The following is a 21,040-nucleotide window of genomic DNA, read 5'->3' as shown; positions in this document are numbered from 1 at the left end:
TTCGCGAGCAAGCTCGCTCCTACAAGGGGGGCTTACATCAATGGGATTGAGTAGCTCACGAACACGCGATTCTGGTCCTGGTCCCGTGCGACTTCACTGCGGGACACGCCGTTACGCCAGCCAAACCCGACGTTCTTGAACGTGCCGCTCTGCACCACGTAGTCCAGCGAGATATCCCGTTCCCACTCGCTGGCGTCGTTGCCGCTGGCGGTGAGGATGTGCTCGCCCTTGAGGTACATCACCGAGGCCTTCAGGCCCGGTACACCCAACGCCGCGAAGTCGTAGGCGTACTGTGCGAACGCGGTGCGTTCGCCGGCCTGGATGAAGGTCTGTACGGTGCGGTCGGTGTAGAGGTACAGGCTGGAACCGCCCTCGCCTTTGTTCGCCAGGCCACCTTGGTTCAACTGCGCGAAGTTGCTGTCGTCCGAGACTTGCTGGTATCCGGCGGTAATCGCGTGGCCCCCCAGGGAGTAGATGAACGCCGCACTCCAGGTGTTGTTGTCGATTTCACCGCTGCCGTTCTTGGTGTAACCGCCGATCTTGTAGCCTTCGGCGCGGCCAGCGACACTGCTGTTTTTGCCGTCGGAGGTGGTCTTGAAATAACGCAGGTCGGTTTTCAACGAACCGAAGTCGCCCAGCGGCAATACGTGCATCAGGCCGGCGAAGTGTTGTTGGTAATAGTCTTCGAGGTTGGCGTAGTAGTACTGGACCATCAGGTCCTTGGTCACCTGGTAGTCGGCACCGGCGTAGTTGAATTTATTGCTTTCCCGGGTGCCGCCCGCCGCCGCCAGGCCACTGCGGTCGCTGGAACCACGGCCGGTGGTGTGCTGGAGCTGGCCGCCGGTGAGTGTCAGGTTGTCGATGTCTTTGCTGGTGACTTGCCCGCCTTCGAACGATTGCGGCAACAGGCGACCGTCGTTGCTCACCAGGATCGGCAGGTTCGGACGCAGGTAGCCGTAACGCGCCTCGCTCTTGGCGAAACGCGCCTTGGCCGTGGCGCCGCCGCGCGCCCAGTTGTCCAAGGCCTTGCCGTCGTCGGTGGGGATCATCGAGCTGCCGACATGGCGGGCGGCGCTGCTGTCGAGGATGATGCCAAGCATGCCCACCGCGTCCAGGCCAAAGCCCACGGTGCTGTCGGTAAAGCCCGATTGATAGTTGAGCATGAATGCCTGGCCCCACTCTTCGGTCTTCGACGGTGCGGCGCTGCCGTCGCGGTTGTCGTTGTTGAAGTAGAAGTTACGCAGGCCCAAGTTGGCCTTGCTGTCACTCAAGAAATCGGCCGACGCCAAGGGGCTCAGGGCGATTCCCAGGCCACCGGTCACGACGCTCAATACATTCAAAGTCGCTTTCATCAGGACGAACTCCAGCGCGGAATCCAAGTTCCGGGCGCAAAAAAAGGGCAGTAGGATGCCGTCGGCCACAAGGGATGTTGGCCGGGGCGTTAACGGTGATTCAGGTGGTCAGTCGGACGAAGTGGACCTCCGGGAAGCTTCAGTCAATCAATCCTTGAGCGTCATAGAACGGGTAAGGCCCCGGGTATTTTCCGAATACGCCGTTGTGGCTGATCAAACCGTGTTGCGCATCCCAGCGATGCAACAGATAACCCGCCGGCTCCAGGTTGAAATGCGCGGGCGCGGCGTCTTGCAGGTCCAGCACGATCTGGTGAGAGGTGCCGGGGCATACACAACTTATGCTGCCACCGAAACGCCGCTGCATCGGACGGTGCAGGTGGCCGCACAGCAGGCGCTCGACTTGCGGGTGGCGCGCGACCACACGCTCCAGGGCCGCTGCGTTGATGAAGGGTTCGCGGTCCATATGACCGATGCCACTGATGAACGGCGGGTGATGCAGGATCAGCAAGGTCGGTGCATCCGGGCGTAGTGCCAATTGCTCATCGAGCCATTGCAGTTGGCTGTCCAGCAACTGGCCGCCGTGGTCGCCGGGGATGGTCGTGTCGAGGCCGATCAAGCGCAGCGGATGTTCGTCCACCACCCAGTCCAACGGGGCGTCGGCCGACCCCGGCAAATAGGCGTGATCGCCAAATGCGTCGAGCAACGGCCCACGCCTGTCGTGATTGCCCGGCACCAGGTAGACCGGCATGTGCAGGCGCGCGAGTTCGGGGCGCAGCACGGCGTATTCATCGGCGCGGCCGAAGTCCACCAGGTCGCCGCTGATCACCACGATATCGGGGCGTGGATGGCTGGCGTTCAACTGCTCCACCGCACGGCGCAGCGCGCCCAATGTGTCGACCACGCCGTAGGTCAGGCGCTGGCCGGCTTTAAGGTGCAGATCGCTGATCTGCGCAACAAGAAACGGACGGTTCACAAGGCAACTCTCACACATTCAGGGTAAACAACATGTGCGGCGCGATGGCCAGGGCGATCGGTGCGCCGACGGCGTACAGCGGGTTATCGCTGCTGTCGACCAGCAACGGTTGCGAGCCGCCCACGTCCACCAGCAAACGGCTTTGCGCGCCCTGGAAAAACTGCGCCAGCAGATGGCCGTGCAGGTGCCCTTCGCCGTCCATCACCCGCAAGTGTTCGGGGCGGCAGTACACGGTGTCCGGCCGGTTGGCCTGATGCCACGGCAGTTCGCCGCCGCAGACTTTCAAGCCCTGCACCGAGTGTTCGATCACCGGGAAGGCGTTGAGGTTGCCGACGAACCCAGCGACAAACGCATTGGCCGGCTGCTGGTAGATTTCCCGGGGGCTGGCCAGTTGCGCGACACGGCCCTTTTCCATCACCAGGATGCGATCGCCCAGGGCCATGGCTTCGCCCTGGTCGTGGGTGACGAACACCGCGGTGATCCCCAGGCCGCGCAGCAGTTGATCCAACTCACTGCGCAGGCGCTCGCGCAATTGCGCATCCAGGGCCGCCAGCGGTTCGTCCAGCAACAGCACCTTGGGGCGCGGCGCCAATGCACGGGCCAGGGCCACACGCTGGCGCTGGCCGCCGGACAATTCGTGGATGCTGCGCTGGCCGTGAGCCTGCAAGCCGACCAGCTCCAGCAGCTCGTCGCAACGGGTGTTGCGCTCGCGCACCGGCACACCGCGAATCTTCAAGCCGTAGACGATATTCCCGGCCACATCGAGGTTGGGAAACAGCGCGTAGTTCTGGAACACCATGCCCACGTCACGACGCTCGATGGGCAGGCGCGTGACGTCCTGATCGCCGAAAAACACCTGGCCCACATCCGGGCGTTCCAGGCCGGCGATCAGGCGCAAGGTCGTGGTTTTGCCGCAGCCGGATGGGCCGAGAATGGCCAGGGTCTCGCCGCCTTCGACGCTCAGGTTCAAGTCATGCACGGCCACGGTGCCGTCGGCGAATGCCTTGCGACAGCCTTGCAGGCGGATAGTGATAGCGGTCATCGACGCTCTCCACGGGACAGACGGGCACTGATGGCCTGCAGCGCAATCAGCAGCGGCACGATCATCAGCAAAAAGATAAGGGTGTAGGCGCTGGCGATTTCCAGGCGCGCCGAGGCGTAGCTATCGGCCAGGCCCACCGGCAGGGTCTTGGTCATGGGCGTATGGAGCATCCAGGTCAGGTTGAATTCACCCAGGGACAAGGTCACCACCATCAGCACCCCGGCGAGAATCCCGGCGCGGCAATTGGGCACCACCACGCTGAAGAAGCGCTTAATGGGACCGGCGCCGAGGCTGGCCGCCGCCTCCTCCAATACCGGCAAGTGCTGGCGTTGCATCACCGCCATCACCGGGCGCACCAGGAACGGCAAGGTGAACAGCACATGGCCGACGAGGATGAACAGCCAGCTGCTGCGAAACGTGCCGAACTGGCCGTAGGTCAGCAGCAATGCCAGCGCACTGGCCAGCCCCGGCATCGCCACCGGCAGCACCATCAATTCCTCGAAGGCGCGGCTGAAGCGGTTGTTCATGCGCACCAGGGCATAGGCTGCCGGCACGCCAATCACGCAGACGCACACCGCGCAGGCCAGGGCCAATTGCAGCGACAGCCACACCGTCGGCGAATAGGCCTGCCACACCTGGATCAACCAATCGAAAGTCAGGCCGCTGGACAAGCCGACGAAGAAGTTGCGCGTCAGCCCGGCCAGCAACGACATCAACACCGGCACCAACATGAAGGCGCACACCAACAGGCTAAACAGCAGTTGCAGCACGAACAGCGATGAGCGTTTCACAGGACAGTCCCCGCATTGTTCACCAGGCGCCGGGTGAGCAACAGCACGGCCCAGGTCAGCGCGCCCAGCACCACCGACAACGCGGCGGCGACGGCAAAATTGGCGTAGTTGGTGAACACGTTGTAGATCGCCACCGGAGTGACGTTCAGGCGCGTGCCCAAAGTAAAGGCGGTGCCGAAGGCGCCCATGGAGGTGGCGAAGCAGATCGCGCCGCAAGACGCCAACGCCGGCGCCAGGCCCGGCACGATCACGTCGCACACCACGCGCCAGTGCCCGGCGCCCAGGGAATGCGCGGCTTCTTCGAGGCTGCGGTCGAGGCTTTCGCACGCGGCCATCACCGTGAGGATCACCCGCGGGATCGAGAAATACAGGTAGCCGACAAACAGCCCGGCCAGGGAGTAGGCGAAGATCCAGCGCTCACCGGCCAGTTGCAGGCCCAGGGACGCCAGCAGGCCCTGGCGCCCGGCCAGCAGGATCACCAGAAAGCCCACCACCACGCCGGGAAACGCCAGCGGAAAGGTCAGCAACGCCACCAGCGCCGAGCGCCCGAAAAACCGCTGCCGGGCTAGGAACACCCCGCTGATGCCGCCGATCAGCAGCGCCACCAGCGTGACGAACACCGCCAGCGCACAGGTTTGCGCCAGGCTGCCCAGATACTGTGCGCTGCTGAGTACCTGCCAATAGCCGCTGCCGAGGCTGTCGCGACTTTCGGCGCCCAACACCATCAGGTGCGCAAGCGGCAGCAACCAGAACGCGAGCAGCACCGCAAACGCCGGAGCCAGGGCCCAGGCGGCGTGTTTTGCCGATGCGGACACTTACTTGACCTCGTTCAGATAACGGGCGGCGAAGGCTTCCTGCACAGCGGCCATTTTCTGGTAGTCCACCACGCCGGCGCGGGCGTAATCGCTATCGGGCAGGAACTGCGCGGCGACCTCGGCGGGCATCTCTATCGGGCGCACCGGGCGCAGGTAAGCCTTGGCCCACAGCGCCTGGCCTTGATCGGAGAGCACAAAGTCGAGGACCTTTTCGGCATTCGCGCGGTGCGGGGCGTTGGCCACCAGGCTCATCACATAGGGCACGCTGATGCTGCCTTCCTGGGGAATCACGAAGGCGACGTTGGCGTGGTCTTTGTAGCGCGCGCGGTAGGCGTTGAAGTCGTAGTCCACCAGGATCGGCAACTCACCGGACAACACTCGCGCATACGCGGTTTGCTTGGGCACGATGGGCGCGTTTTTCGCCAGTTTCTGGAAGTAGTCGATGGCCGGGGCGAAGTTGTCCAGGTCGCCGCCCATGGCACGGTTGATCGCCACCGCCGATACGTAACCGACGAAGGCGCTGGACGGGTCCAGGTAACCGACCATGCCTTTGTACTGTGGCTTGAGCAGATCAGCCCAGCCCTGGGGCACGGGCAAGCCGCCAAGTGCATCGACGTTGACCATGATGCCCAGGGTGCCGGAGTGGATCGCGAACCAATGGCCGGCGGGGTCTTTCAAACCGGCGGGAATCTGCTCCCAGCCGTGGGGTTTGTAAGTGTCGACCACTTCGGCCTTTTGCGCCTGCAGGCCGAAGGTCACGCCGTAGTACACCACGTCAGCGACCGGCGCGGCCTGTTCGGCCACCAGTTGCGCCAGGGACTGGCCGGAGTTCTTGTTGTCCAGCGGCACTTGCACGCCGGTGCTGGCGGCAATGGCCTTGAGCTGGGTGCCCCAGTCGGCCCAGTCCGGCGGGCAGTTGTAGCAAATCGCGGTCTCGGCGGCCTGGGCCAGACTGGCCACGCCGCACAGCAGCACGGCGGCCAGGGTTTTACTGAATGCGCGCATCGGGGGTCTCCTCAAGGGGTTGGGTGCTTTCGCCCGGCCGGATATGGCAAGGCAGGCAATGGGACGTCGGGGCGTTGCCGGCGATTTGCGCCAGCAGTTGCTCGATCACGGTGCTGGCCAGCAGCGCGATGGGCTGCACCACGCTGCACAGGGTCGGGTGCATCTGGGTACCCAGGGAGATGCCGTCAAAGCCCACGACCGATAGCTGTTGCGGCACATGCCAGGCGTTGCGGCGCAGTTCGGCGATCAGGCTGATCGCCAGGAAATCGTTGGAGCACACCAGCGCGGTGGGTGCCTCGGGGCCCTGTAGATACGGCGCGATGGCGGCGAATTCGGCCTCGGTGTGGGCCGGCATTTCGATCACCGGGCGGCTGTGCAGGCCGTACTCAGTCATGGCGTCGCAGTAACCGGCATAGCGCAGCCGCGCGCGGTCGGACTGCAAGGCAGGGCCGGCGACCATGCTGATGCGGCGATGCCCGGCGTCCAGCAGATAGCGGGTCGCCAAGGCCATGCCCGCGCGGTTGTCGACCGACACCGCGCTGTAGTTGGGGTTGCCGGGTTGGTGATAGGCCAGCACGAACGGAGTTTTTTCGCTGTTCAGGCTGCTGAGCACGCTATTGCTTTCGGCATCGGTCACCGTCAGCACCAGGCCATCGACGCGCTGGCGCAGCAGTTCTTCCACCACCACCCACTCGCGCTCGCTGCTGTAGTCGGTGGTCGCCAGCAACAGGCTGTAGCCGCGCAACCGCGCCGCCCGCTCCATGGCCTGGAACTGTTCGGCGAACACCGGGTTAAGCAGATTGGGCACCACCACGCCGATCAACTGGGTGGTTTGCAAACGCAGTTGGCGGCCCAGCAAATTGGGGCGAAACCCCAGCTCGCGGGCGGCGGCGAACACCTGCTCACGGGTGGCCGGGCGCACTTGCTCGGGGCTGGCAAAGGTGCGGGCGGCGGTGGCACGGGACACCCCGGCCAACCGCGCAACGTCTTTCAGGTCAGTCATGATCACTCGCTTGAGATCGATCTCATTGGCGAGGACAGTAGCGATGCAATGTGGCAGCTACGTGGTGAGCAGATGACGGTTTGATGTCAGCGAAGCGGGTCCACAAAGGTCCCCATGTGTGAGGGGGCATGCCGTTGGATAGTCATATTGCATGGCTATGCTTGAAAACCCGGCGCGCAAATTCCGCCCACTAACCTTTCGATCTGCTCCAAGTGAGGGCACAATGCGTGTCCTTTTTTGGCAGGCACCACCGCAGGCTCTCAAAAATGATCAAAACGCCGTACTACCTCATCGATAAACAGAAGCTTCTGGTCAACATGCAGAAGATCGCCTACGTGCGCGAGCAGTCCGGCGCCAAGGCCCTGCTGGCGCTCAAGTGCTTTGCCACCTGGTCGGTGTTCGACCTGATGCAGCAATACATGGACGGCACCACCTCGTCGTCGCTGTATGAATTGAAGCTCGGTCGCCAGAAATTCGAAGGCGAGGCGCACGCCTACAGCGTGGCCTGGGCCGACGACGAAATCGAAGAGATGTTGGAAAACTGCGACAAGATCATCTTCAACTCCATCAGCCAGCTGCAGCGCTTTGCCGCACGCAGCGAAGGCAAGACCCGCGGCCTGCGCGTCAACCCACAGGTGAGCAGTTCAGACTACCTGCTGGCCGACCCGGCGCGTCCGTTCAGCCGCCTGGGCGAATGGGACCCGGTGAAGATCGAAGGCGTGATCGAGCAGATCTCCGGCTTCATGTTCCACAACAACTGCGAGAACGACGACTTCAGCCTGTTCGACAACATGCTCAGCACCATCGAAGAACGCTTCGGCGCGCTGCTGCACAAGGTCGAGTGGGTCAGCCTCGGCGGCGGCATCCATTTCACCGGCGAAGACTATGCCGTGGACGCCTTCTGCGCCCGGTTGAAAGCGTTCTCCGAGAAGTACGGCGTGCAGGTGTACCTGGAACCGGGCGAAGCGGCGATCACCAACAGCGCCTCCCTGGAAGTCACCGTGCTCGACACCCTCTACAACGGCAAGCACCTGGCCGTGGTCGACAGCTCCATCGAAGCCCACCTGCTGGACCTGCTCATCTATCGCCTCAACGCCAAGCTGGCGCCGAGCGCGGGTGAACACACCTACATGGTGTGCGGCAAATCCTGCCTGGCCGGGGACATCTTCGGCGAGTATCAATTCGATCGTCCGCTGACCATCGGCGATCGGCTGTCGTTCATCGACACCGCGGGCTACACCATGGTCAAGAAAAACTGGTTCAACGGCCTGAAAATGCCGTCCATCGTAGTGAAACAACTCGACGGTACCGTCGAGGTGGTTCGTGAATTTGGTTACGACGACTACCTGTCCAGCCTTTCGTAAGCTGGCGGATAAAGGAGAGATAAAGCAATTGAAAAAGAACGTTCTTATCATTGGTGCAGGAGGTGTCGCCAAGGTGGTGGCCCACAAGTGCGCGCAGCACAACGACGAACTCGGTCGTATTGCTATCGCGTCGCGCAACATCTCCAAATGCCAGGCCATCATCGACAGCGTCAAGACCAAGGGTAGTCTCAAGGTTCCCGCCGACATCCAAGCCTTCGCGCTGAACGCCCTGGACGTGGAAGCGACCAAGGCCCTGATCCGCGAGACACAATCGCAGATCGTCATCAACGTGGGCTCCTCGTTCCTCAACATGTCGGTACTGCGTGCCTGCATCGACACGGGCGTTGCCTACCTCGACACCGCCATCCACGAAGAGCCGGGCAAAGTCTGCGAGACCCCGCCGTGGTACGGCAACTACGAATGGAACCACCTGGAAGAGTGCAAACAGAAGAACATCACCGCCATCCTTGGCGTGGGCTTCGACCCGGGTGTCGTCAACGCGTATGCCGCGCTGGCGCAGCAACAGCATTTCGACCGCATTGATTCGATCGACATTCTCGACGTCAATGCCGGCTCCCATGGCAAATACTTCGCTACCAATTTCGACCCGGAAATCAATTTCCGCGAATTCACCGGACAGGTGTGGAGCTGGCAGAACAGCCAGTGGACCAGCAACACCATGTTCGAAGTCAAACGCACCGACGACCTGCCAGTGGTCGGTTCGCAGAACCTCTACCTCACCGGCCACGATGAAGTGCACTCGCTGTCGAAAAACCTCGACGTGCCCAACGTGCGTTTCTGGATGAGCTTCGGCGAGCACTACATCAACGTGTTCACTGTGCTGAACAGCCTCGGCCTGCTCTCCGAAAAACCGGTCACTACCGCCGAAGGCTTGCAAGTGGTGCCGCTGAAAGTGGTCAAGGCCGTGCTGCCCGACCCGTCGTCGCTCGCTCCCGGCTACACCGGCAAGACCTGCATCGGCGACCTGGTCAAAGGCACCAAGGATGGCCAGCCGCGCGAGGTGTTCATCTACAACGTGGCCGATCACGAAGAAGCCTACGCCGAGACTGATAGCCAGGGCATCTCCTACACCGCCGGCGTACCACCGGTCGCCGCCGCGCTGCTGGTCGCCCGTGGCGAGTGGGATGTGAAGCGCATGGCCAACGTCGAGGAACTGCCAGCCGAGCCGTTCCTGAAAGCCCTGGATGTGATGGGCCTGCCGACTCGGATCAAAGACGAGCACGGCGATCGGGCCTGGGATGCGATTGCCTGATAGGCGATAGCAGACCGAACCAAAATGTGGGAGAGGGCTTGCCCCCGATAGCGGTAGATCAGTCACAGCTGTATTGACTGACACACTGTAATCGGGGGCGAGCCCCCTCCCACAGTTGGTTTCAGGGTGTCTGTTATTCCAGGTTGCGCGCCGAGTTGCTCAGCGCCCTTGAACACTGCAACAACGCCGGCGCCAACTGCCGCTCCGCGTCCGCCCTGCTCCATCGACTGGTGGGCGCCACCACATGCACCGCCGCCACCGGGCGGCCATTGGCGCCGAGCACCGGGGCGCCGATGGTCATGTCGCCCAGGAACAGCTCCTGGGTATTCACCGCATAACCCTGCTCGCGCACCTGTTGCAGCGACGCCACGATCATGTCGACATCGGTCAGCGTATGGCTGGTGTGCGCCACCCTCTGGCTGTTCTCGATCAGCACCAATGCCTCATCGGCTGGCAACGCACTCAAATACGCCCGCCCCGACGCCGTGCAGTACATCGGTACCCGCGAGCCGATCGGCATGTGCACCGGCACAAAACCCGAGCTGACGAACCGCGCGATATAGGTCATGTCGTAACCCGCCGGCTCGGTCAGGCACGACGTCTCGCCGGTCAGCCGGGTCAGCTCGGACAAAAACGGGTTGGCCACTTCGATCAGCGAATGGGCATCCAGGTAACTGAAGCCCAGCTCCAGCACGTGGGGGGTGAGTTGGTAATGTCGGGTGCGGGAGTGTTTCCGAAGGTAACCCAGGCTTTCGAGGGTAAACACCATGCGCTGGGCCGAGCTTTTGGTCATGCCCGCCGCCTCGGCCACCTCTGCAAGGCTCATGCTGCGGCGCTGGGCGCTGAATGCCTTGAGCACCGACAGGCCTTTTTCCAGGGATTGGTTGTGCAAGCTGTTGCGTTCTTCGGACATGGCGGACTCACGGTCAGGTCGATCAGGCGTGGCGCTATTTCTACTCCAAATCACAAAAATAGACCACTAAATATCGCATACCGATACGAAAGGTTCATTTTGTCGGTTTTATAGAGCGGTATTCGATTTACCACAATCGAAATGGCACAGAGCTTGCGGTTTCATCACCAGCCGCTTGCGGTACTGACGATCCGTTTTCCTTCTGGAGTAACCCGATGAACAGTCTTTCGCCCTTGTTTCGCCGCCTTGCCTTCGGTTTCTGCGCCGCGCTGTGTGTCACCGCAGTGCACGCAGAAAGTGCGCCTTCGTACAAAGTCGGTGCAACGGCCAGCGGTTCGCCGTTCACCTTCCTCGATATCAAAAGCAACAGCATCCAGGGCGTGATGGTCGACGTGGCCCAGGCCGTGGGCAAGGCCGGCGGCTTTACCAGCCAGATCGAACAGACCAACTTCGCCGCGCTGATCCCATCCCTCACCTCCGGCAAGCTCGACTTCATCGCCGCCGGCATGCTCAAGACCGAAGAACGCACCAAGGTCGTCGACTTCAGCGCTCCGGTGTATGCCTACGGAGAAGGCCTGATCGTCCGCGCCGACGATAACGCCGCCTACCCCGACCTCACCCCGCTCAAAGGCCAGGTAGTCGGCGTGCAGGCCGGCACGATCTTTTACGACCAACTGAACAAGCTGGGCATCTTCAAGGAAATCCGCACCTACGACTCCATCGGCGAGATGGTCCGCGACCTGTCCCTGGGTCGCATCAAGGCCGCCGTCGGCGACCAGCCGGTGGTCGCCTACCAGATCAGCCAGAAGCTGTTCAAAGGCGTGAAGCTGGCACCTGACTACGTACCCACCCACGTCGGCGACGTGTGCCTGGTGGTGCGCAAGGGCGATGCACAAACCCTTGAACGCCTGAATACCGCCATAGCCAGCATCAAGGCCGACGGCACGCTGAACAGCATCCTCAAGAAGTGGGGACTCGAGGCCCAGGTGACGCCATGAACCTGTCTGAATTCCTGCAAAACGCCACGGACTTCCTGCCGATCCTGCTGCAAGGCGCGTGGGTGACCATTCAGATCACCGTGCTGTCATTCCTGCTCAGCAGCGCCATCGGCCTGGTACTGGCGTTGCTCAAGCTGTCGCCGATCCGCGCGTTGTCGTGGGCGGCGAGCACCGTCATCAATGTGATCCGGGGCCTGCCGATCATCGTGCAGCTGTTCTACATCTACTTCGTGCTGCCGGACATGGGCGTGCACCTGACCGCCTTCTATGCCGGGGTCATCGGCATGGGCATCGCCTACTCGGCGTACCAGGCCGAGAACTTCCGCACCGGCATCATCGCCGTGGAACAGGGCCAGCGCGAAGCCGCCGAAGCCTTGGGGATGCGCTCGGCGCTGATGATGCGTCGGGTGATCCTGCCGCAGGCGTTTCGCATCGCCCTGCCGCCCTACGGCAACACCCTGGTGATGATGCTCAAGGACTCGTCCCTGGTGTCCACGATTACCGTGGCCGAGATGACCCGCCAGGGCCAACTGATCGCCTCGTCCACCTTCCAGAACATGACCGTCTACACCCTGGTCGCCCTGCTCTACCTGCTGATGAGCCTGCCGCTGGTGTATGGCCTGCGACGCATGGAACAGCACCTGGGCCGGAGGAAAAAAGCATGATCGAGATTCGCCAACTGCAAAAACACTACGGCAGCCACCACGTGCTGCACGGCGTCGACCTCGACGTGGCCAAGGGCGAAGTGGTGTGCCTGATCGGTCCGTCGGGCTCGGGTAAATCCACCCTGCTGCGCTGCATCAATGCACTGGAAGCCTACGACGGCGGCCACATCAACGTGTTCGGCCAAACCGTGCAACGCGCCAGCAAAAGCGTGCACGCCCTGCGCAGCCGCATGGGCATGGTGTTCCAGCGCTTCAACCTGTTCCCCCACCGCACCGTGCTGGAAAACGTCATGGAAGGCCCGGTGTACGTCAAAGGCGAGCCGCTCGTACAGGCCCGTGAAGAAGCCCTGGTGCTGCTGGAAAAAGTCGGCCTGAGCGCCAAGGCCGACGCCTACCCGGAACAGCTCTCCGGCGGTCAGCAACAGCGCGTGGCCATTGCCCGCGCCCTGGCGATGAAACCCGACGCCATGCTGTTCGACGAACCCACCTCCGCCCTCGACCCGGAACTGGTCGGCGATGTGCTCGCGGTGATGCGCACCCTGGCGGACGAAGGCATGACCATGATCGTGGTCACCCACGAGATGGGCTTTGCGCGGGAAGTGGCCGACCGCGTGTGTTTCCTGCACGGCGGCTACATCGTCGAGAGCGGCCCGGCCGAACAGGTACTGGGCAACCCGCAACACCCGCGCACCCAGGATTTTCTGCGGCGGGTGCTGCACCCCACCGGTACTGCACGGAGCCTGTCATGAAGTCTCTATGGTCAGCGACTGCGCCGTCGGTGGTACCGACGCCCGCATTGAGTGAATCGGTGAAGGTGGATGTGGCGATCGTCGGCGCCGGTTATACCGGCCTGTCGACCGCCCTGCACCTGGCCGAGCGCGGCGTCAGCGTGTGCGTGCTGGAGGCCAACGAGCCGGGCTGGGGCGCGTCCGGGCGTAACGGTGGGCAGGTCAACCCGACGCTCAAATACGACCCGGAGCAACTGGTGCGGATGTATGGGTCGGAACGGGCCGAGCCGTTGATCTCCACGGTGTCGAATTCGGCAGACCTGGTGTTCAACCTGATCGAACGCCATGGCATCGACTGCACGCCGGTGCGCAAGGGCTGGATGCAACTGTCGTACACCGACAAAGGCGTGGCCGGTCTGCATGCGCGCGCCGATCAATGGGCCAGGCGCGGTGTACCGGTGCAGCGGCTGGACGCCACGGCGGTGGCTTCGCGCCTGGGCAGCCAGGCGTTTGCCGGCGGCTGGCTGGACGGCCGCGCCGGGGCGATACAACCGTTGGCGTACGCCCGTGGGCTGGTGAGCGCAGCATTGGCAGCAGGCGCACAGATTCATGGCCACAGTGCGGTGACCGGGCTACAGCGCCAGGGTACCGGCTGGCAATTGCACACGGCTGGCGGCGCGCAGGTGACCGCCGATCAAGTGGTGCTGGCGACCAATGGCTACAGCGGCAACCTGTGGCCGGGCATGGCCCAGAGCATCCTCGCGGCGAACAGTTTCATCGTCGCCACCAAGCCACTGAGCGGGCGCGCGGCGGACAGCATTTTGCCGGGGCAGGAAACCGTGTCCACCGCACAACGCCTGCTGCTGTATTTTCGCAAGGACAACCACGGGCGCTTGCTCATGGGCGGACGCGGCTTGTTCAACGATCCCACATCGCCCACCGATTTCGCGCACCTGGAACGTTCCCTGGCGTTGCTGTTTCCGCAGTTGGGGCCGTTGGCGTTCGAATATCGCTGGGCCGGGCGTATCGCGATCACCCGTGACTTCATGCCCCACGTGCACGAACCGGCACCGGGGCTGACCCTGGCGTTGGGGTGCAATGGGCGCGGCATCGCATTGTGTACCAGCCTGGGGCAACAATTGGCCGGGCGTTTGTGTGACAGCCACGCGGAGTTCGTTTATCCGGTGACGCCGTTGCAGCGCTTGCCGTTGCATGGGTTGCAGCGGTTTTACATTGGGGCGGGTGTGGCGTGGTACAGCTTGTTGGATCGGTTGAACATCGGTTGAAGATCAATCGCCAAACAGTCTAAGCGACTGTCAACTCTCACAGGTTACCGCGCCCCCAAACACCGCTAGCCTTGGCCAGTCGAACCTCAATCGTCGACTGGCTGACCCCTTCACCATGCGCGAAAGGAATCGTCCATGAACCTGCAAAACAGCGCGAACAACCTACCGGCGCGCCTGCTCGGACTCATATACAGCGCTGGCTGCTACCTGGTTTTCCTGGTCACACTTTTATACCCGCTGTACCTGGGGTTTCTGATCGCCTTTTGGGCAACGCTGCACATGACGGCGGGGCACCTGTTATTTGCGCTTGCTTCGTTGATAACCGGTCGGTCAACCCGCGTATAGCTGCCACCCTCTTCGATTGACCGCGAATCGTGGCAGCTCCAGGCACCGAGCCCATTTCACCAACGCCATCATGGCTACCAGTTTTCTCCCAATCCGAGCAGGCCGAGTATCTGCCGCCGCAGGTCCACCAGGTAAGGATCATCCCGGTGGCGAGGATATGGCCGGTCGATGCTCAATTGCGCCTGGATCTTCGCCGGGCGGTCGCTGAACACAATCACGCGGTTGGCCAGCAGCAGCGCTTCTTCCACATCGTGAGTGACCAGCAGGGCTGTGTAGCCCTGGCGTTGCCACAGGTCGATCAGTTCCTTTTGCATGGTGATACGCGTCAGCGAGTCGAGTTTGCCCAGGGGCTCGTCGAGGATCAGCAGGCGCGGTTGATTGACCAGCGCGCGAGCCAGTGCCACGCGCTGGGCCATGCCGCCGGACAGCTGTCGGGGATAGGCGCGGGCGAAGTGGCTGAGGCCGACTTTTTCCAGGGCCTCATCGACCTTGGCCGCGTGGGTCTTGAGCAGGCCCTGGGCGTGCAGGCCGATGGCGACGTTGTCCCACACGCGTCGCCATGGGTACAGGGTCGGGTCCTGGAACACCACTACACGGCTGGGGTCGGGACCGAGGATCGGTTTGCCATCGGCCAGCAGCCGGCCGGAGTCCGCCGGTTCCAGGCCGGCCACCAGGCGCAGCAAGGTGGACTTGCCGCAGCCGGAAGGCCCGAGCAACGCCACGAATTCACCGGGCGCCACCTCCAGCGACACGCGCTCCAAGACCGGCAAATGCAAGCCATCCAGGGCAAAGCCGTGGCTCACGTGTTCGATGCGCAGCGCCAACCCCGCTGACGCCGATACCGCAGGTGCCAGGGCTACCATTTCATCGCTCCTTTCTGCCAGGCCAGCAACCGGTCGCGCACCAGGAACAATCCAGTGATCAACCCCGAACAGGCCAGCGCCATGATCAACAGCGCGGCATACATATTGGCGTAGGCGGCCCAGCCCTGGGCCCATTGCAGGTACCAGCCGATGCCGGATTTCACGCCCATCATTTCCGCTACCACCAGGGTCGAAAACGACGCGCCCAGGCCCATGAACAGGCCGACGAACACATGGGGCAACGCGGCGGGAATCGCCACGTTGAAAATCAGGAAGCGCTGCTTGGCGCCCAGGGTGCGGGCCACGTCGTAATAGGCTTTATCCACACTGGCGACGCCGGACCAGGTCAGCACCGTGACCGGAAACCAGGTGGCCAGGGCGATCAAAAATACGCTGGCGCTCCAACTGCTGGGAAACAGGAAAAAACACAGCGGCAGCAACGCCGTCGATGGCACCGGACCGAGGATGCGCAGCACCGGGTGCAGCCAGTAGCCGATGCGCGTGGACCAACCGATGGCCACGCCGGCGACAAACCCGGTGGCCGCGCCCAGGGCCACGCCCGAGCCCAGCAGCAGTGCCGAGTGCAGCAGGCTGTCGGCCAAACGTGCGTAGTCTTCGACGTACACCGCGAGCAAGGCTTGGGGCGGCGCGAAGAACGGCACCGGCAACAGCGCAAGCTTGGCGGTGAGCAACTCCCAGATGCCCAGCAGCACCGGCAAGGCGATCAGCCACGGCGTGGCCGTGCGCAGGCGCAGCGCGAGTCGCGTGACCCGGCGCCCCAGCAGGCTCAGGCCGATGAACAGCGCGCCCACGCCCATACAAAGATTGGCCAAGCCCTGGGTCATCGGCCAGTGGCGCGTCGCGTTGGGCCAATAGCTGATCAGTAGCGCGACGGCCACCCAGGCCGCCACCACTGCGGCGCCTTGCCAGCCACGCGCAAGGGCAATGGGCGGGTTGAGGGTTGTCGTGTCAGCTGAAGACATCGGCGGTGATCTCCTTGGCGAATGCCACCGGGTCGGTGCCCTTGCTGATCACTTCGACGGTTTTCAGATCGGTGACGTAGGTGAGGATTTCCTGCGTCAGCGCCGCGCCCACCGCATGGTGGCCGTGAGTGTGATCGTGGAGGATCGCCTGCACTTCTTCGGTGGAAGTATTCAGCGCATAGGCCTGGAAGCCCTTGGCGACGGCTTCGGGGTGCTGCACGGAATAATCATGGGCTTCAAGAATCGCCTGGGTCAGCGCCGCGACCACGCGCTTGTCTTCGCGGACCAGCTTGCCGGTGACGCCGACCACGCAGCAACTGAGGTTGGCGTATTCCTCCGCCAGGTTGGTGGACAGCTCACGCGCCACGCCGGACTTGATCAGGCGGTACATGAACGGGTCACTGCCGCTGACCGCCTGCACTTCGCCACGCTCCAGGGCGGTGCCGAGCAGGTCGGCCGGGTACAGGCGCCACTCCACATCGCGCACCGGGTCGACGCCGTGTTTTTTCAGGAGGATCGAGAAGAAGTTGCGGTCCGGGCTGGCCATGTCGGTCACGCCGATGACCTTGCCCTTGAGGTCTTCCAGGCGGCTTACGCCATCGTTCGCCGCACTGAGCAACCGCAGGCAACCGCCATGGGTGCCGGCGGTGAGCTTCACATCGAACCCCTGCTCCAGCGCCTTGAGCCAGCGCAGCGCCATGCCCACGCCCGCATCGGCCTTGCCGGTGGCGATGGCTTCGAGCAGCACTTCGGTGGAGTTGCCGAAGTTGACCAGTTCCACGTCGAGGTTGTGCTGGGTGAAGAAACCCTGACCGTGGGCGATCACCACCGGGGCCAGGCACACGGCATTGAGGTTGACCGCCAATTTCAGCTTGCGCGGCGTATCCAGGCGAATGAAATCCCCGGTACCGGCGGGTTCCTGAGGGGTGTTATGGCCGGCGTGCACATCGGCGGAAAACCCCAGGCGCGGCAGCGTCAGGCCGGCCAGGGTCAGACCGGCCAGGCCAAGCACGCGGCGACGGGTCAAGTGATCGGAAGCTGCCATGAACAATATCCCTTTTGATTGATGTACTTGGTTGTAGCGGTGAAGGCGGTGGGTGCGGCTTGTGGCGAGCGGGCTTGCCACAACGTCAGTCGCTCAACGCCCCCAACCCCAAATGCTCACGCAACGTCGACCCTTCATAGGCCTTGCGGAACAAACCCTTGCGCTGCAAATGCGGAATCACACTCTCGACAAATTCGGTGAACGAACCCGGCAGGTACGCCGGTGAAATCACAAAGCCGTCGCAACCGCCCTGCTCGAACAGTTCGGCCAGTTGGTCGGCGATCTGCGCACCAGTGCCCACCAGTTGCGGCACGCGCACGCTGCTGGCGAAGATGCGGCCCAGTTGTTCCAGGGTGGTGTCCGGGCCTTGCATCAAGAGTTTTTCCGCGGCGGCCGGGTGAATCAGTGGCGACTGGGCGATTTGCGCCAGGGTGTCGCTCAGCGCGAACGGCGACAGGTCAACATTCAGCTGCGAGGCCAAGGTCACCAGGCCCAGTTCGGGCCGCGCCAGGGCGTTGTGGCGGTCGCGCTTGGCACGGGCTTCGGCCTCGCTGCCGCCAATGAACGGCATCACCGCCGTCAACACCTTGCAGCTGTCCGCGTCGCGACCTTGCTGTACCACTTGGGCACGCACGTCATCGCGAAATGCACGCATGGCCGCCAGGTGCGGGTGAATGGTGAAAATCGCCTCGGCCCAGCGTGCCCCGAAGCGCCGGCCGCGCCCGGAGGAACCTGCCTGGATCAGCACCGGTCGCCCCTGGGGCGTGCGCGGAATGTTCAGCGGGCCTTCGACCTTGAACCATTCGCCCTGGTGCTGCACCGAACGGATCAGTGTCGGGTCGGCCAGCACCCCGCTCTCGCGATCCAGCTTCAGCGCACCCTTGCCCCAGCTGTTCCAGAGCTTGAGCGCGACCTCGACGAACTCATCGGCGCGGTCGTAGCGCAGGTCGTGTTCCAGGTGCTTGTCCTTGCCGAACAGGCGCCCTTCGCTGTCGTTCATCGAGGTGACGATATTCCACGCCGCGCGGCCCTTGGACAGGTGGTCGAGGGTGGCGAATTCGCGGGCGATGTGCGCCGGTTCGTAATAGGTGGTGGAACGGGTGGCGCCCAGGCCCAGCTTGCTGGTCTGGCCGACCAGATAGGACAGGATCGGCAACGGGTCCAGGCGCGTGGCGTCCTGGGCGCCGTAACGCAAGGCGAGCTCGCGGGAGCCGCCCATCTGGTCGCCCACGGCCAGGCGGTCGGCGAAGAACAGGAAGTCGAACAACCCCTCCTCCACCACCTTGGCGACGCGCGCGTAGTACTCGGGGTCGAGGTAGTTGCCCAGGGTTTGCGGGTGACGCCACACCGCGTGGCTGTGCACCACTGGCCCGCTCAACAGGAAGGCAGACAGATGAAGTTGGCGGCTCATGGCTTAGGCGTCCATACGGTGATGTCGTTGATGTTCAGCGGTTTGGGGATCAGCTTGGCGGCGTAGTAGGTGTCGGCGATGCGTTGCTGCTCGGCGAGGTTGGCCACCTTGACCGGGATGATGTCGTAGCTACGCCGGCTATTGGCGCGCTCCACCGTGGCCGGGGCGATATTGCCCCACAGCGGGCCGAGGATTTCAGCCGCCTCTTTGGGGTGGGCTTTGACCCACTGGCCGGTCTCGCGCAGGGTGTCGAAGGTGACTTGCAGCACGTCCGGATGGGCTTTGGCAAAGGCGGTCGTGGCCAGGTAGAAACGGTTGTAATGGGCCAGGCCGTCGCTGCCGTCGGCGATCACGCGCACGTGGTGATCGAGTTGCTGGGTGGCGTAGAACGGGTCCCAGATCACCCAGGCGTCCACGCTGCCATTGGCGAATGCCGCGCCGCCGTCCGGGGCTTCGAGGTAGCGCGGGGTGATGTCGGCCAGGGTCAGGCCGGCTTTGTTCAAGGCAGAGATCAGCAGGAAGTTGCTGCCCGAGCCCTTGGACACGGCGACGGTCTTGCCCTTGAGGTCGGCAACGCTGTGGATCGGCGACGCGTCCTGCACGATGATCGCCTGGGCGCCGGGGGAAGCGTTTTCCTGGGCGTAGTAAGTCAGCGGTGCATCGGCGGCCTGGGTGAACAGCGCGAAGGCGTCGGCGACGTCGGCATGTAAGTCGACGCTACCGGCGTTAAGCGAGCTGAGCAGGCCGGTGCTGAATTCATGCCAATTGACGCTGAACCCCAGGGGCTTGAGGCGCTGTTCCAGCTCGCCGTTTTGCTTGAGCAGAATCCATAAGGTGGACGAGCGCTGGTAGCTGATATCCAGGGTTTGTTGCGCATGGGCCGCTGCGGCGACGAACAGCAGGCTGGCAGCGGCGATCAGTTTTTTCAGCGTCATGAAAGGCCTTGGCGTGAAAGTGAGGGAGCCAGCTGCATATGCCAAAAGACGACATAAGACCTGGCGTAAAAGTTAATTCGATTATATTAAGGTCGAGTGATTATGAAAGAACCATATAATTCTATGGTTATGTCCGATTGATCGGATCGCGGGAAAAGTGCCCTAAGCTAAGATCTAAAAATTATTTATAGAATCGTTTTTAGATCATTAAGCTCAGCACTATTTCGTTGAAGATCGAGCGCGCCATGTCCATTCGTCGTCCCCTCGCTGCGGTATTAGGGTTGCTGGCTTTTTCCATCGCCGTGAGTGCCGATGCCCAGGAAACCCTGCGCATCGGTTACCAGAAATCCTCGACCCTGATCACCCTGCTCAAGACCCAGGGCACCCTGGAAAAAGCCCTGAAGGCCGACCATATCGATGTGTCCTGGCATGAATTCCCCAGCGGTCTGCCGTTACTGGAGGCGCTGAACGTGGGCAACGTGGACATCAGCGCCGACGTGGCCGACACCGTGCCGATCTTCGCGCAGGCGGCCCAGGCCAAACTCACCTACTTTGCCCAGGAAGCGCCCTCGCCTTCGGCCCAGGCCATCGTGGTGCGCAAGGATTCGCCGATCCAGCAACTGGTGGAGTTGAAAGGCAAGAAAATCGCGCTGACCAAAGCCGCCGGCACCCACTATTTGCTGATCGCTGCGTTGGCCAAGGCAGGGCTGGCGTTCTCGGATATCGAGCCGGCCTATCTGTCGCCGGCCGATGGCCGCGCGGCCTTCGAGAACAACAAGGTGGATGCGTGGGTCACCTGGGAACCCTTCCTCACCAGCGTGCAGCGCCAACTGCCCACCCGCACCCTGGCGGATGGCGCGGGACTGGCCAGCTACAAGCGTTACTACCTGACCGGCACGCCCTACGCCAAGGCCCATCCCGAGGTGTTGAAAGTGGTGTACGCGCAATTGGAAAAAACCGGCCAATGGGTGAAAACCCACCCGCAGGAAGCGGCGAAAGTGCTCGGACCGTTGTGGGGCAACCTGGATCTGGCCACCGTGGAAGCGGCCAATGCGCACCGCAGCTATCAGGTGCAGCCAGTGACGATTGATCAATTGGGCGAACAGCAGAAGATCGCCGATGCGTTTTTCAAGGCGGGGTTATTGCCCAAGGCGGTGGACGCCAAGGATGTCGACACTTGGCAACCCTGACTCGGCCAAGCCCCCTTCCACAATGGGATCTGTGTGTATCAGCCGGCCCAGCCCCAGATC

At 62.9% G+C, this 21,040-nt stretch carries 21 protein-coding genes; 8 read left to right on the top strand and 13 right to left on the bottom strand.

Translation table 11 applies throughout. From position 1 onward, the window contains the following. Nucleotides 1–32: 32 nt before the first annotated feature. The 7 genes from BLR63_RS05535 to BLR63_RS05505 form a co-directional block, all read right to left on the bottom strand. The gene (locus tag BLR63_RS05535) at nucleotides 33–1,352 is read right to left on the bottom strand and encodes an OprD family porin (RefSeq protein WP_010564557.1); all 1,320 of its coding nucleotides are present in this window, start codon (nucleotides 1,350–1,352) and stop codon (nucleotides 33–35) included. Between the two features lie 139 nt (nucleotides 1,353–1,491). Then, entirely contained in the window at nucleotides 1,492–2,325 is an 834-nt protein-coding gene (locus BLR63_RS05530) for a phosphodiesterase (RefSeq protein ID WP_010564556.1), read from the bottom strand. A 10-nt stretch (nucleotides 2,326–2,335) separates the two neighbouring features. Continuing rightward, nucleotides 2,336–3,367 (bottom strand): ABC transporter ATP-binding protein, encoded by a 1,032-nt coding sequence (locus BLR63_RS05525; RefSeq protein ID WP_010564555.1) that lies wholly within the window; start codon nucleotides 3,365–3,367, stop codon nucleotides 2,336–2,338. Next, nucleotides 3,364–4,158 carry an ABC transporter permease gene (locus BLR63_RS05520; RefSeq protein WP_010564554.1) on the bottom strand — a complete coding sequence of 265 codons (795 nt, stop codon included), beginning with the start codon at nucleotides 4,156–4,158 and terminating at the stop codon, nucleotides 3,364–3,366. Before BLR63_RS05520 ends, BLR63_RS05525 begins: the two co-directional genes overlap by 4 nt. Then, the gene (locus BLR63_RS05515) at nucleotides 4,155–4,973 is read right to left on the bottom strand and encodes an ABC transporter permease (protein WP_010564553.1); all 819 of its coding nucleotides are present in this window, start codon (nucleotides 4,971–4,973) and stop codon (nucleotides 4,155–4,157) included. The genes BLR63_RS05520 and BLR63_RS05515 overlap by 4 nt, the downstream gene beginning before the upstream one ends. Further along, nucleotides 4,974–5,978: an ABC transporter substrate-binding protein gene (locus BLR63_RS05510; protein ID WP_010564552.1), complete on the bottom strand. Its 1,005-nt coding sequence runs from the start codon at nucleotides 5,976–5,978 to the stop codon at nucleotides 4,974–4,976. After that, the gene (locus tag BLR63_RS05505) at nucleotides 5,962–6,981 is read right to left on the bottom strand and encodes a LacI family DNA-binding transcriptional regulator (RefSeq protein ID WP_042946719.1); all 1,020 of its coding nucleotides are present in this window, start codon (nucleotides 6,979–6,981) and stop codon (nucleotides 5,962–5,964) included. Before BLR63_RS05505 ends, BLR63_RS05510 begins: the two co-directional genes overlap by 17 nt. A 266-nt stretch (nucleotides 6,982–7,247) precedes the next feature. Between BLR63_RS05505 and BLR63_RS05500 the strand changes: the two genes are divergently transcribed. Next, on the top strand, nucleotides 7,248–8,345 hold the full coding sequence (locus BLR63_RS05500; RefSeq protein ID WP_010564550.1) for a carboxynorspermidine decarboxylase: 1,098 nt from the start codon (nucleotides 7,248–7,250) through the stop codon (nucleotides 8,343–8,345). Nucleotides 8,346–8,373: 28 nt separating this feature from the next. Further along, entirely contained in the window at nucleotides 8,374–9,618 is a 1,245-nt protein-coding gene (locus tag BLR63_RS05495) for a saccharopine dehydrogenase family protein (protein ID WP_010564549.1), read from the top strand. Between the two features lie 133 nt (nucleotides 9,619–9,751). On the opposite strand, the gene BLR63_RS05490 is transcribed toward BLR63_RS05495, so the two are convergent. Further along, complete coding sequence (locus BLR63_RS05490) at nucleotides 9,752–10,531, bottom strand: IclR family transcriptional regulator (RefSeq protein WP_010564548.1); 780 nt, start codon at nucleotides 10,529–10,531, stop codon at nucleotides 9,752–9,754. A 215-nt stretch (nucleotides 10,532–10,746) separates the two neighbouring features. Here BLR63_RS05490 and BLR63_RS05485 point away from each other — a divergent pair, with 215 nt between their 5' ends. From BLR63_RS05485 to BLR63_RS31765, 5 genes are all read left to right on the top strand, one after another. Then, nucleotides 10,747–11,529, top strand: coding sequence for an ABC transporter substrate-binding protein (locus tag BLR63_RS05485; protein ID WP_010564547.1), 783 nt, complete (start codon nucleotides 10,747–10,749; stop codon nucleotides 11,527–11,529). Further along, nucleotides 11,526–12,194, top strand: coding sequence for an ectoine/hydroxyectoine ABC transporter permease subunit EhuD (gene ehuD, locus BLR63_RS05480; protein WP_010564546.1), 669 nt, complete (start codon nucleotides 11,526–11,528; stop codon nucleotides 12,192–12,194). Before BLR63_RS05485 ends, ehuD begins: the two co-directional genes overlap by 4 nt. Then, nucleotides 12,191–12,943, top strand: coding sequence for an amino acid ABC transporter ATP-binding protein (locus BLR63_RS05475; RefSeq protein ID WP_010564545.1), 753 nt, complete (start codon nucleotides 12,191–12,193; stop codon nucleotides 12,941–12,943). Before ehuD ends, BLR63_RS05475 begins: the two co-directional genes overlap by 4 nt. Next, nucleotides 12,940–14,208 carry an NAD(P)/FAD-dependent oxidoreductase gene (locus tag BLR63_RS05470; RefSeq protein WP_042946716.1) on the top strand — a complete coding sequence of 423 codons (1,269 nt, stop codon included), beginning with the start codon at nucleotides 12,940–12,942 and terminating at the stop codon, nucleotides 14,206–14,208. The genes BLR63_RS05475 and BLR63_RS05470 overlap by 4 nt, the downstream gene beginning before the upstream one ends. A 135-nt stretch (nucleotides 14,209–14,343) precedes the next feature. Further along, nucleotides 14,344–14,553, top strand: a complete 210-nt coding sequence (locus BLR63_RS31765; RefSeq protein WP_010564543.1) for a hypothetical protein — start codon at nucleotides 14,344–14,346, stop codon at nucleotides 14,551–14,553. 74 nt (nucleotides 14,554–14,627) lie between these two features. Here BLR63_RS31765 and BLR63_RS05460 read toward each other — a convergent pair whose 3' ends face one another. The 5 genes from BLR63_RS05460 to BLR63_RS05440 all read right to left on the bottom strand — a co-directional run bounded on the left by BLR63_RS05460 (nucleotide 14,628) and on the right by BLR63_RS05440 (nucleotide 19,790). Continuing rightward, the gene (locus tag BLR63_RS05460) at nucleotides 14,628–15,416 is read right to left on the bottom strand and encodes an ABC transporter ATP-binding protein (protein ID WP_010564542.1); all 789 of its coding nucleotides are present in this window, start codon (nucleotides 15,414–15,416) and stop codon (nucleotides 14,628–14,630) included. Then, the gene (locus BLR63_RS05455; RefSeq protein ID WP_010564541.1) at nucleotides 15,410–16,399 is read right to left on the bottom strand and encodes an ABC transporter permease; all 990 of its coding nucleotides are present in this window, start codon (nucleotides 16,397–16,399) and stop codon (nucleotides 15,410–15,412) included. Before BLR63_RS05455 ends, BLR63_RS05460 begins: the two co-directional genes overlap by 7 nt. Then, the gene (locus BLR63_RS05450) at nucleotides 16,386–17,444 is read right to left on the bottom strand and encodes an ABC transporter substrate-binding protein (protein WP_010564540.1); all 1,059 of its coding nucleotides are present in this window, start codon (nucleotides 17,442–17,444) and stop codon (nucleotides 16,386–16,388) included. The genes BLR63_RS05455 and BLR63_RS05450 overlap by 14 nt, the downstream gene beginning before the upstream one ends. Nucleotides 17,445–17,529: 85 nt before the next feature. Continuing rightward, nucleotides 17,530–18,855, bottom strand: a complete 1,326-nt coding sequence (locus BLR63_RS05445; protein ID WP_010564539.1) for an LLM class flavin-dependent oxidoreductase — start codon at nucleotides 18,853–18,855, stop codon at nucleotides 17,530–17,532. Continuing rightward, nucleotides 18,852–19,790, bottom strand: a complete 939-nt coding sequence (locus BLR63_RS05440) for an aliphatic sulfonate ABC transporter substrate-binding protein (protein WP_010564538.1) — start codon at nucleotides 19,788–19,790, stop codon at nucleotides 18,852–18,854. Before BLR63_RS05440 ends, BLR63_RS05445 begins: the two co-directional genes overlap by 4 nt. Before the next feature lie 245 nt (nucleotides 19,791–20,035). On the opposite strand from BLR63_RS05440, the gene BLR63_RS05435 reads away from it, so the two are divergent. Then, the gene (locus tag BLR63_RS05435) at nucleotides 20,036–20,980 is read left to right on the top strand and encodes an aliphatic sulfonate ABC transporter substrate-binding protein (protein ID WP_042946738.1); all 945 of its coding nucleotides are present in this window, start codon (nucleotides 20,036–20,038) and stop codon (nucleotides 20,978–20,980) included. The last annotated feature ends 60 nt before the right edge of the window (nucleotides 20,981–21,040 follow it).

Source organism: Pseudomonas extremaustralis, assembly GCF_900102035.1.
GTDB lineage: Bacteria > Pseudomonadota > Gammaproteobacteria > Pseudomonadales > Pseudomonadaceae > Aquipseudomonas > Aquipseudomonas extremaustralis.
This window is presented reverse-complemented; position numbering and strand designations above follow the sequence as displayed.

Coding starts and splice junctions, on each gene's coding strand:
- BLR63_RS05445 (WP_010564539.1), bottom strand. CDS start 18,855: ATGAGCCGCCAACTTCATCTGTCTGCCTTCCTGTTGAGCGGGCCAGTG.
- BLR63_RS05505 (WP_042946719.1), bottom strand. CDS start 6,981: ATGACTGACCTGAAAGACGTTGCGCGGTTGGCCGGGGTGTCCCGTGCC.
- BLR63_RS05440 (WP_010564538.1), bottom strand. CDS start 19,790: ATGACGCTGAAAAAACTGATCGCCGCTGCCAGCCTGCTGTTCGTCGCC.
- BLR63_RS05490 (WP_010564548.1), bottom strand. CDS start 10,531: ATGTCCGAAGAACGCAACAGCTTGCACAACCAATCCCTGGAAAAAGGC.
- BLR63_RS05510 (WP_010564552.1), bottom strand. CDS start 5,978: ATGCGCGCATTCAGTAAAACCCTGGCCGCCGTGCTGCTGTGCGGCGTG.
- BLR63_RS05475 (WP_010564545.1), top strand. CDS start 12,191: ATGATCGAGATTCGCCAACTGCAAAAACACTACGGCAGCCACCACGTG.
- BLR63_RS05460 (WP_010564542.1), bottom strand. CDS start 15,416: ATGGTAGCCCTGGCACCTGCGGTATCGGCGTCAGCGGGGTTGGCGCTG.
- ehuD (WP_010564546.1), top strand. CDS start 11,526: ATGAACCTGTCTGAATTCCTGCAAAACGCCACGGACTTCCTGCCGATC.
- BLR63_RS05485 (WP_010564547.1), top strand. CDS start 10,747: ATGAACAGTCTTTCGCCCTTGTTTCGCCGCCTTGCCTTCGGTTTCTGC.
- BLR63_RS05525 (WP_010564555.1), bottom strand. CDS start 3,367: ATGACCGCTATCACTATCCGCCTGCAAGGCTGTCGCAAGGCATTCGCC.
- BLR63_RS05450 (WP_010564540.1), bottom strand. CDS start 17,444: ATGGCAGCTTCCGATCACTTGACCCGTCGCCGCGTGCTTGGCCTGGCC.
- BLR63_RS05500 (WP_010564550.1), top strand. CDS start 7,248: ATGATCAAAACGCCGTACTACCTCATCGATAAACAGAAGCTTCTGGTC.
- BLR63_RS05455 (WP_010564541.1), bottom strand. CDS start 16,399: ATGTCTTCAGCTGACACGACAACCCTCAACCCGCCCATTGCCCTTGCG.
- BLR63_RS05470 (WP_042946716.1), top strand. CDS start 12,940: ATGAAGTCTCTATGGTCAGCGACTGCGCCGTCGGTGGTACCGACGCCC.
- BLR63_RS05535 (WP_010564557.1), bottom strand. CDS start 1,352: ATGAAAGCGACTTTGAATGTATTGAGCGTCGTGACCGGTGGCCTGGGA.
- BLR63_RS05435 (WP_042946738.1), top strand. CDS start 20,036: ATGTCCATTCGTCGTCCCCTCGCTGCGGTATTAGGGTTGCTGGCTTTT.
- BLR63_RS31765 (WP_010564543.1), top strand. CDS start 14,344: ATGAACCTGCAAAACAGCGCGAACAACCTACCGGCGCGCCTGCTCGGA.